This is a genomic window from Ancylobacter polymorphus (assembly GCF_030813495.1).
Lineage (GTDB): Bacteria > Pseudomonadota > Alphaproteobacteria > Rhizobiales > Xanthobacteraceae > Ancylobacter > Ancylobacter polymorphus.
The window spans coordinates 208938-222807 of the sequence record NZ_JAUSUI010000001.1 but is presented as its reverse complement, the minus strand read 5'-3'; the positions used below and the strand labels follow the sequence as shown (position 1 = coordinate 222807).

General features: G+C 67.6%; 12 protein-coding genes. 4 read left to right on the top strand and 8 right to left on the bottom strand.

The genetic code is table 11. The annotated features are described in order from the left end of the window. Positions 1-20 precede the first annotated feature (20 nt). Positions 21-2222 carry a RelA/SpoT family protein gene (locus J2S75_RS01215; protein WP_307017429.1) on the bottom strand — a complete coding sequence of 734 codons (2202 nt, stop codon included), beginning with the start codon at positions 2220-2222 and terminating at the stop codon, positions 21-23. A gap of 168 nt (positions 2223-2390) precedes the next feature. After that, positions 2391-2777 carry a DNA-directed RNA polymerase subunit omega gene (gene rpoZ, locus J2S75_RS01210; protein WP_244376720.1) on the bottom strand — a complete coding sequence of 129 codons (387 nt, stop codon included), beginning with the start codon at positions 2775-2777 and terminating at the stop codon, positions 2391-2393. Positions 2778-3022: 245 nt separating this feature from the next. Between rpoZ and J2S75_RS01205 the strand changes: the two genes are divergently transcribed. Together J2S75_RS01205 and J2S75_RS01200 are read left to right on the top strand one after the other, a co-directional pair. Then, positions 3023-3640 (top strand): LabA-like NYN domain-containing protein, encoded by a 618-nt coding sequence (locus J2S75_RS01205; protein WP_370874065.1) that lies wholly within the window; start codon positions 3023-3025, stop codon positions 3638-3640. Between the two features lie 5 nt (positions 3641-3645). Continuing rightward, on the top strand, positions 3646-4317 hold the full coding sequence (locus tag J2S75_RS01200) for a uracil-DNA glycosylase (protein WP_307017424.1): 672 nt from the start codon (positions 3646-3648) through the stop codon (positions 4315-4317). Between the two features lie 4 nt (positions 4318-4321). On the opposite strand, the gene epmA is transcribed toward J2S75_RS01200, so the two are convergent. Continuing rightward, positions 4322-5365 (bottom strand): EF-P lysine aminoacylase EpmA, encoded by a 1044-nt coding sequence (epmA, locus tag J2S75_RS01195; RefSeq protein WP_307017422.1) that lies wholly within the window; start codon positions 5363-5365, stop codon positions 4322-4324. A 131-nt stretch (positions 5366-5496) separates the two neighbouring features. Between epmA and efp the strand changes: the two genes are divergently transcribed. Further along, positions 5497-6066 carry an elongation factor P gene (gene efp, locus J2S75_RS01190; protein WP_244376724.1) on the top strand — a complete coding sequence of 190 codons (570 nt, stop codon included), beginning with the start codon at positions 5497-5499 and terminating at the stop codon, positions 6064-6066. A gap of 73 nt (positions 6067-6139) precedes the next feature. On the opposite strand, the gene smpB is transcribed toward efp, so the two are convergent. Then, a complete protein-coding gene (gene smpB / locus J2S75_RS01185) occupies positions 6140-6613 on the bottom strand; it encodes an SsrA-binding protein SmpB (protein WP_244376725.1) in 474 nt (157 codons plus the stop codon). Between the two features lie 39 nt (positions 6614-6652). Beyond that, positions 6653-7543 carry a 4-hydroxy-tetrahydrodipicolinate synthase gene (gene dapA, locus J2S75_RS01180; protein ID WP_307017418.1) on the bottom strand — a complete coding sequence of 297 codons (891 nt, stop codon included), beginning with the start codon at positions 7541-7543 and terminating at the stop codon, positions 6653-6655. A gap of 334 nt (positions 7544-7877) precedes the next feature. On the opposite strand from dapA, the gene J2S75_RS01175 reads away from it, so the two are divergent. Beyond that, complete coding sequence (locus tag J2S75_RS01175) at positions 7878-10091, top strand: transglycosylase SLT domain-containing protein (RefSeq protein WP_307017416.1); 2214 nt, start codon at positions 7878-7880, stop codon at positions 10089-10091. A 126-nt stretch (positions 10092-10217) separates the two neighbouring features. On the opposite strand, the gene J2S75_RS01170 is transcribed toward J2S75_RS01175, so the two are convergent. The 3 genes from J2S75_RS01170 to J2S75_RS01160 form a co-directional block, all read right to left on the bottom strand. Then, positions 10218-10355 (bottom strand): hypothetical protein, encoded by a 138-nt coding sequence (locus J2S75_RS01170; RefSeq protein WP_307017414.1) that lies wholly within the window; start codon positions 10353-10355, stop codon positions 10218-10220. Between the two features lie 3 nt (positions 10356-10358). Then, positions 10359-12473, bottom strand: coding sequence for a flagellar motor protein MotB (locus J2S75_RS01165; protein ID WP_307017411.1), 2115 nt, complete (start codon positions 12471-12473; stop codon positions 10359-10361). Between the two features lie 102 nt (positions 12474-12575). Then, a complete protein-coding gene (locus J2S75_RS01160; RefSeq protein WP_307017410.1) occupies positions 12576-13835 on the bottom strand; it encodes an aminopeptidase in 1260 nt (419 codons plus the stop codon). Positions 13836-13870 lie beyond the last annotated feature (35 nt).

The following is a 13870-nucleotide window of genomic DNA, read 5'->3' as shown; positions in this document are numbered from 1 at the left end:
TCAGGGTTAACGGTTCCTTATCACCCATTCACCCGTTCGACACTGGACACGACAGGGCGGGCGCGCAGGTCGCTGAGAATGCCGTTGAGGTGGCGCAGGTCATAGACACCGATGTCGATCACCATCCGGGTGAAATCGGCGGAGCGCGAGGACATGCGCAGATTCTCGATATTGCCGTCGCGCTCACCGATTACCTGGGCGATCTGCGCCAGCGAGCCCGGCTCGTTGGTGGCGACGACGACGATCTGCACCGGGAAGCGCTGCGGGTCGTCCTCCTCCACATCCCAGCGCACATCGAGCCAGCGCTCCGGCTCCTCCTCGAAATCCTGCAGCGCGGGCGACTGGATGGGGTAGATGGTGATCCCCTCGCCCGGCGAGAGGATGCCGACGATGCGGTCGCCCGGAACGGCGCCACCATTGGGGGCGAAGCGGACCGGCAATTCGCGGTTGATGCCGCGAATGGGAATAGCGGTCTGCGGATCGGGATCGCTCTCGATGCCGGGGATCTTGAATTTGAGGCTCTGGCCCTTTTCCAGCTCGAACCAGCCCTCGCCCTTCAGCGCGGCGCGTTCCTCGGGCCGTGGGCCGGTCCATTCCGGGTGAACCGCCTTGACCACGTCGTCGGAACGCATCTCGCCGCGCCCGACCGCGGCATAGACATCCTCCAGCGAGGCGCGGGCGAGACGGCCGACCGAGGCGGCGAGCTTCTCCTCGGAAAACACCTTGCCGGCCCGCACAATGGCGCGCTCGACGATCTTCTTGCCGAGCCCGGCATATTGCGCCCGCACGGCGGCGCGGGTGGCGCGGCGGATCGCGGCGCGGGCCTTGCCGGTGACGACGATGGATTCCCACGCCGCCGGCGGCGTCTGCCCGGCGGCGGTGATGATCTCCACCTCGTCGCCATTCTGCAGTTCGGAGACCAGCGGCGAAATCTTGCCGTTGATCTTCGCCCCCACCGCCCGGTCGCCGACGCCAGTATGCACGGCATAGGCGAAGTCGATCGGGGTGGCCCGGCGCGGCAGGGTGATCAGCCGCCCCTTGGGGGTGAAGCAGAACACCTGGTCGTGGAACAGTTCGAGCTTGGTGTGCTCCAGGAACTCTTCGGGGCTCGACCCCTCCGCCAGCAATTCGATGGTGCGGCGCAGCCAGGCATAGGCGCTGGATTCGCGCGTCAGCGGATCCGAACCGCCGGTGTCCTTGTAGAGCGCGTGCGCGGCGATGCCGTATTCGGCGATCTCATGCATCTGCCGGGTGCGGATCTGCAGCTCGACACGCTGGCGGCCGGGCCCGACGACGGTGGTGTGAATGGAGCGGTAATCGTTCTGCTTCGGCGTCGAGACATAGTCCTTGAACCGCCCCGGCACGAGCGGCCACTTGGTATGAACCACGCCGAGCGCCGCGTAGCACTCCTCCACCGTGTCGACGATGATGCGGAAGCCGTAAATGTCGGATAGTTGCTCGAAGGCGACCGACTTGCGCTCCATCTTGCGCCAGATGGAGTGCGGGCGCTTCTGCCGGCCGGTGACGAGCGCCCCGATGCCCTTCTGGGCGATGGCGTCGGAAAGCTCGCGTTCAATGGCGGCGACGAGCTCGCCATTGCTTTCCTTAAGCGCCTGCAGCCGGCCGAGGATCGAATCATAGGCCTCGGGCGAGAGCTGGCGGAAGGAGAGGTCCTCCAGCTCCTCGCGCATGTCGTGCATGCCCATCCGCCCTGCGAGCGGCGCATAGATGTCCAGCGTCTCCTGCGCGACGCGGGAGCGTTTTTCCTCCGGCACCCATTTAAGCGTGCGCATATTGTGCAGGCGGTCGGCGAGCTTGACCAGCAGCACCCGCACATCGTCGGCGATGGCGAGCAGCAACTTGCGCAGATTCTCCGCCTGCTTCGCCTGCTTGGACACGAGGTCGAGCTTCTTGATCTTGGTCAGGCCCTCGACCAGCGCGCCGATCTGGTGGCCGAAGATCTTGTCGATCTCGTCGCGGGTGGCGTCGGTATCCTCGATCGTGTCGTGCAGCAGCGCCGCCACGATGGTGGCGTCGTCGAGCTTGAGGTCGGTCAGGATGGCGGCGACTTCGAGCGGGTGCGAAAAATAGGGATCGCCGGAGGCGCGCTTCTGCGTGCCGTGGGCGCGCATCGCATAGACGTAAGCGCGGTCAAGCAGCGCTTCGTCGGTATTGGGATTGTACCGGCGTACGCGCTCGACGAGCTCGTACTGCCGCATCATGACAGGGACTCGCGAGAAGGATCGGCCGGGGCGGCCGCTCTGCTAGATATCATCTGCAAGGCCGGCCAGCGCAAGCCGCATGTCGCGGAAATGGCAGGCAAAACAGAAACGGCCCGGCGGAGGGCCGGGCCGGGACGATGGGACAAGGGCGATCGCCCGAACGCTGTATCAGCCTTCGTCGTCGTCGCTCGGCTCCGGCGGCACCAGCCCCTGCAGGCCGGCGAGCAGCTCTTCCTCGGTCATGCGGTCGAGCATGACATCGGAATCGTCGCCGCTCGACGACTGGGAGGCGATCATCGGAACGGTCTCGGGCTCCGGCTCGTCCACCTCGGTGAACTTCTGGAGCGAGTGGATGAGTTCCTCGCGCAGATCTTCCGGCGAGACGGTCTCGTCGGCGATCTCGCGCAGGGCGACGACCGGGTTCTTGTCATTGTCACGGTCAACCGTGATCGGCGCGCCGGACGCGATGGCGCGCGCCCGATGGCCGGCAAGAAGGACCAGCTCGAAGCGATTGTCGACCTTGTCGATGCAGTCCTCGACGGTGACGCGAGCCATGCTTCGGCACTCCTGACGGGAAAGGGAAGCGGCGTCCTTAAACCAATCCGGCCGAAGGGGCAAGCGCTCCCGGCCCGCATGCACCGGCCTGCCTTCACCTTCCCGCGATCAAAATTGGCGGACAACCGCCGCCGTCGTCTCGCCGCCGCCATAAATCGGTTATGTCTATAGAGTGGACGGTTTCCTGCATCGGCGCGTGCCGGCGTGGGTCGTCGCACATTTATCAGTCCGGGTATTTTCTCATTATGGTCAACGGCATGGAAAAGATCGCCCTCTTCATTGACGGGGCAAATCTGTACTCCGCCACCAAGTCTCTCGGTTTCGATATCGACTACAAGCGGCTTTTGAAGGAGTTTCAGGGGCGCGGCTATGTTCTGCGCGCGTTCTATTACACCACGCTCGTCGAGGAAACGGAGTATTCCTCGATCCGCCCGCTGCTCGACTGGCTCGACTATAATGGCTACTCGGTCGTCACCAAGCCGGCGCGAGAGTTCACCGACAGCCAGGGCCGGCGCCGGGTGCGCGGCAATATGGATATCGAGCTGGCCGTCGCCGCCATGGAGCTCGCCGACCATGTCGATCATATCGTCCTGTTCTCCGGCGACGGCGATTTCCGCTCGCTGGTGGAGGCGGTGCAGCGCAAGGGCGTGCGGGTGACGGTGGTGTCCAGCATCCACACCCAGCCGCCGATGATCGCCGACGAGTTGCGCCGTCAGGCCGACGTGTTCCTCGACCTCGTGGACCTGCAGGCCAAGGTCGGCCGCGACCCGGCGGACCGTTCCGGCCGCATGCAGGAGACGCCGCGCTTTCTGGAACGCCGCGCGCCCGCGCCCGCCCCGGACGACGACACGGCGGATTCCTGACGCCTATGGGCGCCGCTCTCCACGCTCCGCCGGCCGTGGCGCCGCCGGTGCCGCCGCGCGACTGCCCGCTCTGCCCGCGCCTCGTCGCCTTTCGGGACCATTGGCGCACGCAGGAGCCCGGCTGGCACAACGCACCGGTGCCCTCCTTCGGGCCGGAGGATGGGCGCCTGCTCATCGTCGGGCTGGCGCCCGGGCTGCGCGGGGCCAACCGGACCGGGCGCCCCTTCACCGGCGACTATGCCGGCGAGCTGCTCTATTCGACGCTGATCAGGTTCGGCTTCGCCACCGGCACGTTCGAGGCACGGCCGGACGATTCGCTGCGGCTGGTCGATGCACGTCTCACCAACGCCGTGCGCTGCGTGCCGCCCGAAAACAAGCCGACCACGGACGAAATCCGCACCTGCCGCCCGTTCTTCTCCGCAACGATCGGCCTGCTGCCGAGTCTCAGCGCCATCGTCGCGCTGGGCAAGATCGCTCATGACCAGGTGCTGGCGGCGCATGGCGAACGGCTTTCACACCACAAATTCGCCCATGGCGCCGTGCACCGGCTGGGCGATCTCGTGCTTTTCGACAGCTATCACTGCTCGCGCTACAACACGAACACCGGCGTGCTGACGACGGAGATGTTCCACGCCGTCTTCGCCAAGGTGCGGGCGCATATCGACACGCTGGGCTGAGCCGTCACGGCGCGACCGGCGCCCACAGCACATCCTCGACCCGCCTTGCGCCCGAGGCCAGCATCGCCAGCCGGTCGAAGCCGAGCGCGATACCCGAGGCTTCCGGCATCTGCGCCAGAGCGGCGAGGAAATCCTCGTCGATCGGGTAGCGCTCGCCGTAAAGCCGCTCCTTCTCATCCATCCAGGCGGTGAAACGGCGCCGCTGTTCGCCGGCATCCGTGAGTTCGCCGAAGGCGTTGGCGACTTCGACCGCCGAGACATACAGCTCGAAGCGCTCCGCCACGCGTGGGTCGGTCGGCTTCGGCCGGGCCAGCGCGGCTTCCGAAATCGGGTATTCGCACAATATGGTCGGCCGGCCGACACCGAGATGCGGCTCGATCTTTTCGACCATGACGCGGGTGAACACATCCGCCCATGTGTCATCCGCCGCCACGCGGATTCCCGCGTCGCGCACCGCGTGCCAGAGCGCATCGCGGTCATTCGCTTCCACGCCCACCGTTCCCATGAGGTCGATGCCGGCGAAGCGGTCGAACGCCTGCGCGACCGTCAACCGTTCAGGCTCCTTCGTGACCTCGCAGGCCAGGCCGCCATACTGAAAACTCTCCGTGCCGGCGGTCTCCGCCGCCAGGGCCAGCAGCGCGGCGCAATCGGCCATCAGCGCCTCATAGGTCTCCCGGGCCCGGTACCATTCCAGCATTGTGAATTCGGGATGATGCAGCGCCGTGCGCTCGCCATTGCGGAAGACGCGGGCGAAGGTGAACAGCCGCGCCTCGCCCGCCGCCAGCAGCTTTTTGGCGGTGAATTCCGGCGAGGTGTGGAGATAGCGCGGCGTGCGCTCCCCATCCGGCCGCTCCAGCGCAGTGGTGAAGGCCTTGAGATGCGTCTCATTCCCCGGCGACACCTGCAGGATCGGCGTTTCCACCTCCATGAAATCCTGCCCGGCGAAAAAGTCGCGCAGGGCCGCCTGCAGCCGCTGGCGGGCGATCAGGAAGGGCCGCCGGTCGGCATGGCGTGCGGGCGACCACCAGGGCGAGGCGGTAATCGACATGGCGTTCTCCGGCGCGCAGATGCGTCTGCGGGCGGGGTTGGCGGAAGACGGACGCGCTTGTATAGGAGGCCCCGACAGAATCCCAGCGGTGCCCCGCGCGAGGCGGCGCACCCAACAGCCAGAGGACCGCAATGGTCAAGGTCATCGCCAGCACGCTGCGCAAGGGCAACGTGGTCGACATCGACGGCAAGCTCTATGTCGTGCTCACCGCCGACAACATCCATCCCGGCAAGGGCACTCCGGTGACCCAGCTCGACATGCGCCGCATTTCCGATGGCGTGAAGATCTCCGAGCGCTACCGCACCACCGAGCAGGTGGAACGCGCCCATGTCGAGGATCGCCCCTTCACCTTCCTTTATTCGGATGGCGAGGGCTATCACTTCATGAACCCGGAGAATTACGACCAGGTGGCGGTCCACCCGGACGTGGTAGGCGACCAGGCCGCCTATCTCCAGGAAAGCATGCAGGTCATGCTGAAGATGCACGAGGGTGTCGGCATCGCCATCGAACTGCCGCAGCGCGTCGTGCTCGAAGTCACCGAGACCGAGCCTGTCGTGAAGGGGCAGACCGCCTCCTCTTCCTACAAGCCGGCGATCCTTTCCAATGGCGTGCGCTCGGCCGTACCGCCGCATATCGGGGTCGGCACCCGCATCGTCGTCATGACCTCCGACGGCTCCTATGTCGAGCGCGCCAAGGACTGAGCGACCCGACAGACAGAATCAAAAAGCCCGGCCAAGTGCCGGGCTTTTCTTTTCTTTCTGAGCCAGCGCGCGCCTACCCCCGGTCGCGCAGCAGGCGCTGCTTGTCGCGGGCCCAGTCCTTCGCCTTCAGCGCCTCGCGCTTGTCATGCGCCTTGCGGCCGCGGGCGATGGCGATCTCCACCTTGGCCCGGCCCTGCTCGTTGAAATAGATGCGCAGCGGCACCACGGTCATGCCCTCGCGCTCCACCGCCTGCCAGATCTTGGCGATCTGGCGCTTGTGCAGCAGCAATTTGCGCGGGCGGCGCGGCTCGTGGTTGAAGCGGTTCGCCTGCAGATATTCCGGGATGAAGGTATTGTAGATGATCGCCTCGCCGGTCTTGGCGGAGACATAGCTCTCCGCCACCGTGGCGCGACCGCCGCGCAAACTCTTCACCTCGGTGCCCGACAGCGCGATGCCGGCCTCGAACACCTCGCCGATCTCATAATCGAAACGCGCCCGCCGGTTGTCGGCGACGACCTTGCGTTGTTCTGTTTTCTTCTCAGCCATCGCTTTGCTCCGAACCGGAGCGCGCGCCCCGATCTGACGTCAGTTGAGGATTCCGGCGTGGCGCATGGCCGCGAGCACGGTTTCCTTGGTCTTCTCGGTGACCGGCACCATGGGCAGGCGCGCCTCATCGACGATTTTGCCGAGAACGCTCAGCGCATATTTGGTGGGGCTCGGGTTGGTTTCAACGAACAGCGCCTGGAACAGGGGGAACAGCCGGTCCTGCAGCTCCAGCGCCTTGGTGTAGTCGCCGGCGATGCACGCCTCGATCAGCTGGGCGCAGAGCTTGGGGGCGACGTTGGACGCCACCGAGATGCAGCCATCGCCGCCATGCGCCATGAAGGCGAGCGCCGTGGCGTCTTCGCCCGAGAGTTGGTTGAAGCCGGGGCCGATCGCCTGACGCTGCTGGCTGACGCGGGCGAGATTGGCCGTCGCGTCCTTCACGCCGACAATGTTCTTCAGCTCGGCCAGCCGCGCCATCGTTTCCACCGACATGTCGACCACCGACCGGCCGGGGATGTTGTAGATGTAGATCGGCAGGCCGACGGCGTCGTTGATGGCCTTGTAGTGCTGATACAGGCCTTCCTGGCCGGGCTTGTTGTAATAGGGCGTCACCACCAGCACCGCGTCCGCCCCGGCCTTCTCGGCGTGGCGGGCGAGGTCGATCGCCTCGATGGTGTTGTTGGAGCCGGCACCGGCAATCACCGGCACCCGGCCCGCCGCCTGGGCGACGGTCCATTCCACCACGGACTTGTGCTCGTCATGGGAGACGGTCGGGCTCTCGCCGGTCGTGCCGACGGGCACAAGGCCGTGGATGCCTTCCTCGATCTGCCAGTCGACGAGGTCGCGAAACGCTTTCTCGTCCACGGCGCCGTCGCGGAACGGCGTGACAAGCGCCGTAAAGGATCCACGGAAGGGCAGCGGGTGGGACATGGAGCGCTCCTGAAGCTCGATCGTTCTTGTCGCGCAGCATGCCCTTGGCACGATGCGGCGAGGGCGCATCAGATATCGCGTCGGCGCGGCCGAAGGAAGGGCATTGTTGGCGCTTCGCGTGGCAAAGCCCGGCAAACCCTGCCGGGCGGGGCGCCCTGCCCCCGTTTTGCCCGGTTGCGCGGCTAGATTGCCGCATGGGCTGCGGAGCGGGCGACATGGCGCGGCAGTTGTGGTTAGCGTTTCGTCAATAAGATCGCGCGACAACTGAGGCAGCCCAGCCGACCGGAAACGGCCCGCGCGGGGCCTGTTCCGTCTGTCAGGAGAGTCCGCCGTCATGAACGAGTGCGCGAACGATCATCCGCTTTCGCCGCGTTCCGCGAACGGGACGCGCCGCCGGCCGCGCGGCGCCCTGACTCTTGCAACCGCGCTGCTTCTCGGCTCGGCGGCCTTCCTGCCGACATTGGCCCAGGCGACCACGCCGACACCGGCGCCGAAACCCTCCAGCGCCAAGGACCAGAAGACGGCGGCGAAGAAGCCCGCGCCGAAGCCGACCGCCAAGCCGAAAATCAACGTCTCCCCGAAGGTGACGGCCGCCTCCGCAGCTGGCGGCATGGCGATGGCGGCGGGTGCGGCGAGTTCATCCCTTGCCGGTGCCACCGGCGACCTCAAGACCGCGACCGACTTCATCGACAAGGGCCAGAGCGCGCAGGCGCTCGCCATCGCCGATCAGATGCGCGATCCCGGCGCGCAGGCGCTGGTGCGCTGGCTGGCACTGCGCGTCACCGCGCGCGATGTCGGCTATGACCGCGCCGTCGCCATTCTGCGCGCCCACCCCACCTTGCCGACACCGATCGTGCTGCGCCGCCGGCTCGAATATCTGCTCTATGTCGAGAACAAGGATCCGCAGACGATCCTCAATTTCTTCGCCGAGCAGGCGCCCTATTCCGGCGAGGGCAAGGTGGCGCTCGCCCGCGCTTTGTTCGCCGCCGGCGACCAGAAGGCCGGCGCGGCCTGGCTGCGCAATGCCTGGCAGGAGGACCCGCTCGCCTCCGACACCGAATCGACCGTCATGGTGGAATTCGGCGGCCTCCTGACCCGCACCGACCATAAATACCGCGCCGACAAGCTGCTCTATGCCGACGACAGCGAGCGCGGCCTGCGCGCCGCCCAGCGGGCCGGCGACGATGTGACGGCGCTGGCACGGGCGCGCATCGCGCTCTCCACCGGCAAGGGCGATGTGGCGAAGCTGCTCGCCGCCGTGCCGGCGTCGCTGCGCTCCGACCCGGCCTATCTCTACACCCTCGCCAAGATGCAGCGGCGCAATGGCGACCATGCCGCCGCCGCCCGCACCCTGTCGAGCGCACCGAAGGACCCCGGCCTGCTGGTCGATCCCGACGAATGGTGGGTGGAGCGCCGGCTCGTGGCGCGCGGCCTGCTCGACAAGGGCGATGCCCGCACCGCCTACAAGGTGGCGCGTGACGCCGCCGTGCCCGAAGACGAGCATATGCGGGCCGACGCGCATTTTACCGCCGGCTGGCTGGCGCTGCGCTATCTTAACGACCCCAAGGCGGCGCTGGCGCATTTCGCCAAGGTGCCGGAGAACCAGACTCACCCGGCGACGGTGTCGCGCGGCTATTACTGGCAGGGCCGTGCCTATGAGGCGCTGGGCTCCACCGCCAATGCCCGCTCGCAATACGCGACCGCGGCACAGTACGGCACCGCCTATTACGGCCAGCTGGCGGCGGCGCGGCTCGGCAACAGCAAGGTGAAGGTGGAATCGGCCCCCGCCGCCAATGCCGCGCAGCGCAACGCCTTCAACCGCGACGAAGGCGTGATGATTTTCCGCCTGCTGGAGAAGCTCGACAAATCGAACCTCTCCATCGCCCTCGGCTATGACCTCGCCGAGCGTCTGCCGGATGCCGCGCAGCTCGGCCTGCTGGCGGAGCTCGCCAAGCAGCAGGGCGACGCCCGCGCCGTGACGATGATCGGCAAGGTGGCGCTCAATCGCGGCATTCCGCTGGAGGCGGAAGCCTATCCCACCTTCGGCATTCCCGAGTACCGGCCGATCACCGAGGATGTCGACCGTTCGCTGGTCTACGCCATTGCCCGGCAGGAGAGCATGTTCAATCCCTCCGCCCGGTCGAGCGCCGGCGCCACCGGGCTGATGCAGGTGATGCCGGCCACCGGCGCCACCATCGCCCGGCGCACCGGCACTAAGCTCGACCCCAAGCGGCTCGCCGTGCCGGCGGTGAATGTGCAGTTCGGCGCGGCCGAGCTGCGCAGCCTGCTCGACAACTACCAGAACAATTATGTGCTGACCTTCGCCGCCTATAATGCCGGGCGCGGCAATGTGGCAAAGTGGATCGCCGCCTATGGCGACCCGCGCGACCCCTCGGTCGACCCGATCGACTGGGTGGAACGCATCCCCTTCTCCGAGACCCGCAACTATGTGCAGCGGGTGATGGAGAATGCGCAGGTCTACAAGTCGCGCTTCGGCTCACGCGCCCCGCTGCAGATCGAGGCGGATCTGCGCGGCTCGCGGCTCTGATCGAGGTGCGGCGCCGGCCTCAGGCCGGCCCGCGCCCGCGCAGCAGGCGGCGCAGCCAGCAGCCGCCGACACAGCCGACCAGATAGGTCGCGACCATCAGCACCGTCACGTCGATGGCGAAGGGCGTCATGCTGCGTCCTTTCCGGCTTTTGCCGCGCCGGGGCGTCGGCGCGCGGGGGTGCAGCCGCTCCACCAGCCGGTGACAAGGCCGAGCGCGAGGGCAGCGGCGAGATAGGGCCAGAGTTCAAGCGCCAGAAACAGCATGGCTCACCTCACGATCAGCTGCACGCCGGCCGCAGCGGGAGGGGCGGCCGCATCCGGGCTTTGGACCGCGAGCGAGGGCCGCTCGCCGGTGATCAGCCGGTCCGGGGCGATGCCGGCGGCGGCGAGATACTGAACCAGAGACTGCGCCCGCGCGGTCGCCGTCGCCGCATCCGTGCCGGGCTGGCGGATGGAAATCTCGATCAGCGCCTCCGGGCAGCGCGCCGCCGCCGCCGCGAGCCGGTCGAGCAGGCCGAAGCTCGACGGCTCGATGGCGGCATCGCTGGCGGAGAAGGTGATGCTGCCCTTTTCCATCAGATGGGTGATCAGGCTCTGGCACGCGGCCGCGTCCAGCGGCGGCGCCGGCGGCGCGACACTGAGCGCGACATCCAGCGTGAATCCGGAGGGCAGCCCCGCCGCCAGATTGGCGCGGACCGAGGCGACCGCCTCGGGGTAGAGCACTGTGCCCGTCACCTTCAGCTGGGTGTCGTCGAAGCGCACCTCGCCGCTGTCGAGCCGCGAAAGCTGGCGCATCGCCGTCATCACTGCCGCCGTGAAGCCCTGCGGCGCGCCCTGGGCGATCGCCGACACGTCGTTCAGCCGGTCTCCGAGGAACTGGCTCTTGGCCGCCTCCACCAGGCGCTCATGCTCGGTGGGTGACGGGAAGAAGCCCGACAGGGTCAGCCCGTCCGCGTCCTTGCGCAGGCTGAACACATAGGGCGAGACGACGGGCGGACGGACGTCACTGCGCAGGGTGAAGCCGCGGGGGGGCGACTGTTCCAGCGCCGCCCGCACCGTGAGGAACGCCGCCGCGTCCAGCGCCTCGCCGGAAATGGCGAGCGTCGTGCCATTGCCGCGCACCGAGCCCTGCCGCAACCGCGACAACTGGTCGACGCCGAAGCTGGTTGCCGCCACCCAGGCCTCGCCGGGCGGACCGCCCATGGCGATGCGCATCTCGTCGCTCACGGGCACGCCGGGGAAATTCCCGCGGACCGCGTCGAACACCAGCCGCTTGGCTTCCTCGGACGGCGCGAAGCCGGTCAGGCGCAGGCCGTTGGCCGTGCGCTGCACGCCCCATATGAAGGGATCGACGCGCGGCGGCTCAACCGCGAAGCGGGTGAGCGTATAGCCTTCGGGTAGGTTGCGCCGCGCCGCTGACATGGCGTCATAAGCGGCGAAGTCCGGCGCCGTGCCCTCGATGGCGATGGTGGTGCCGGAGAGCGTCACCGTGCCATTTGGCAATCGCCCCAACTGGGCAAGGGCGAAGGCGGCGGCTTTGAGCCAGCCCTCGGTCGGGGGCGCGCCATCCGCGAGGCGCAACCGGTCGGAAATCGCCGCGCCCGGCATGGCGCCGCGCACGAGGTCGAGCAGCGCGCGCCTGGCATCGCCGAGCGGAATGTAGCCGGACAGCGTCACGTCGCCGTCGCGCTCGCGCGCCGCCGACCAGATGAAAGGCGAGACGATGGGTGGCAGCACCGCAAAGCGCGCCAGCTCGAAATCCTTCGGCAACTCGCTGCGCACGGTCACTTCCAGCGCGTCATAGCTGGCGAAGTCCGGCGCGCGCCCCTCAATGGAAAACGCATTGTCGGAAAGGGTGATGCGGCCCGCCGGCATCTTGGCGAGCTGCTCGATGCCGAAAGCGACGGCGCCGATGAAATCGCCGGCCGGAACGCCGCGCGCCCTCACCAGTTCCTTCTCGCCCGTCACCATCACGCCCGGCGCCATGGCGGCAGCCGCCTCGGCAATGCGCCGGCGGGCATAGGAGGATGGCACATAGCCTTCCAGATGCAGCTTGTTGCCGTCGCGTATGGCGCTGAAGGTGAAGGGTCGGCGCTCCGGCAGCAGCGTCGTGCGATCCTCCACCACGCGCACGCCCGACAGACGGGCAAGCTCATAGCGGACCTTGATCCGCGCGTCCTCGGAGAGGGCTTCTCCTTCAAGCAGCGCGTTGCGGCCCTCGAACCGCGCATGGGCCCAGGATTCGCCAATGACCGCGAGCAGCGTCTCCGCCCGCTCCGTCAGGTCCTCCTCCACTGGCGCCCGCGCAAACGTAACGGCGAGCGCCACCAGCACGGCAAGGGCGGGAAGCCCTTTCCACCAGGCGCGCCAACGACACATCATAGTCTCCCCCGTCCGGCAGCCGGAATCGGCCGGCCACCAGGCCGGGGGACTTGACCATAGTTCCACGACATCAGGAAGCGGCTCCCTCCTGCCGGTGTCTTCCTACACCCACTCGCCCGCGCGCATCACCGGCTCGGCGGCGCCGGTCGCGGTGATGCCGTCGACTTCGACCTCGCCAGAGCCAATCATCCAGTCGATATGGATGAGGCTCGCATTGGCGCCGCGCGCCGCAAGCTCGTCGGGCGTCAGATTGGCGCCGTTGATGAAGCACTTGGAATAGGACTGGCCGAGCGCGATGTGGCTGGCGGCATTCTCGTCATACAGCGTGTTGTAGAACAGCAGGCCGCTCTTGGAGATCGGCGAGGAATGGGGCACCAGCGCCACTTCGCCCAGCCGACGGGCGCCCTCGTCCGTGTCGAGCACCTTGTTCAGCACGTCGGCGCCGGTACGGGCGCGGGCCTCGACGATCCGCCCGCCCTCGAAGCGCACGGCGATATCCTGGATCAGCGTGCCCTGATAGGACAGCGGCTTGGTGCTGGCGACGATGCCGTCCACCCGGTCCTTGTGCGGCGTGGTGAACACCTCCTCGGTCGGGATGTTGGCGTTGCAGACGATGCCGTTCTTCGCCTGCGAGGCGCCGCCCGCCCATTCATGCTCATCGGCCAGGCCGACGGTGAGATCGGTGCCGGGCCCCCGGAAGCGCAGGGCGGCGTAGCGCTGGCCGTTGAGCCGCGCGGTGCGCGCCTGCAGTTCTGCGTTATGCGCCGCCCAGGCCGCCACCGGGTCGGGCGCATCGACGCGCGAGGCGGCGAAAATGGCGTGCCAGAGCTTCGCCACAGCGATGTCTTCGGGGTCGTCGGGAAACATCGCCTTGGCCCAAGCCGGCGAGGCATAGGAGACGATGGTCCAGTTGATGTCGAAATTGGCGATATGGGAGAGCGCCGGCATATAGGCCTTCGACCGCGCGCGGTTGGCGCGGGACACCTTGTCCGGGTCTTCATTGGCCAGCAGCGAGGGGTTCTCGCCGGAAATGGCGAGCCGCGCCGCGCCCGCGCCGAAGGCCTTCGCCATGCCCTCATAGAGCCAGGCCGAGGCGGCATCGAAACTGTCGTCCCGTGCGTTGCGGAAACGCATCAGCGTGGCCTCCTCGTCGCTGAACAGCGTGGTGACGAGGCTGGCGCCGGCCTTGTAGGCGTGCTCGGTGATTCGGCGCACCAGCGGCAGCGCGTCGAGCGAGGCGGTCATCACCAGCTCCTGCCCCGGCTGCAGGCCAAGCCCGACATGGACGGCGACGGCGCCCAGCCGGTCGAGCCGTTCCTCATGCGAGAGGAGTTCCGGGGGGGTGGCGGCGTGTTTGGTCATGCTGGTCTCCGAAAGGCGCAGGTGGCCCGCCGCCA

What these genes read in the sequence shown, in the direction of transcription:
- efp (WP_244376724.1), top strand. Translation starts at nt 5,497, where the DNA reads ATGGTCAAGGTCATCGCCAGCACGCTGCGCAAGGGCAACGTGGTCGAC.
- J2S75_RS01170 (WP_307017414.1), bottom strand. Translation starts at nt 10,355, where the DNA reads ATGCTGTTTCTGGCGCTTGAACTCTGGCCCTATCTCGCCGCTGCCCTC.
- dapA (WP_307017418.1), bottom strand. Translation starts at nt 7,543, where the DNA reads ATGTCCCACCCGCTGCCCTTCCGTGGATCCTTTACGGCGCTTGTCACG.
- J2S75_RS01205 (WP_370874065.1), top strand. Translation starts at nt 3,023, where the DNA reads ATGGTCAACGGCATGGAAAAGATCGCCCTCTTCATTGACGGGGCAAAT.
- J2S75_RS01160 (WP_307017410.1), bottom strand. Translation starts at nt 13,835, where the DNA reads ATGACCAAACACGCCGCCACCCCCCCGGAACTCCTCTCGCATGAGGAA.
- J2S75_RS01165 (WP_307017411.1), bottom strand. Translation starts at nt 12,473, where the DNA reads ATGATGTGTCGTTGGCGCGCCTGGTGGAAAGGGCTTCCCGCCCTTGCC.
- smpB (WP_244376725.1), bottom strand. Translation starts at nt 6,613, where the DNA reads ATGGCTGAGAAGAAAACAGAACAACGCAAGGTCGTCGCCGACAACCGG.
- J2S75_RS01175 (WP_307017416.1), top strand. Translation starts at nt 7,878, where the DNA reads ATGAACGAGTGCGCGAACGATCATCCGCTTTCGCCGCGTTCCGCGAAC.
- J2S75_RS01200 (WP_307017424.1), top strand. Translation starts at nt 3,646, where the DNA reads ATGGGCGCCGCTCTCCACGCTCCGCCGGCCGTGGCGCCGCCGGTGCCG.
- rpoZ (WP_244376720.1), bottom strand. Translation starts at nt 2,777, where the DNA reads ATGGCTCGCGTCACCGTCGAGGACTGCATCGACAAGGTCGACAATCGC.
- J2S75_RS01215 (WP_307017429.1), bottom strand. Translation starts at nt 2,222, where the DNA reads ATGATGCGGCAGTACGAGCTCGTCGAGCGCGTACGCCGGTACAATCCC.
- epmA (WP_307017422.1), bottom strand. Translation starts at nt 5,365, where the DNA reads ATGTCGATTACCGCCTCGCCCTGGTGGTCGCCCGCACGCCATGCCGAC.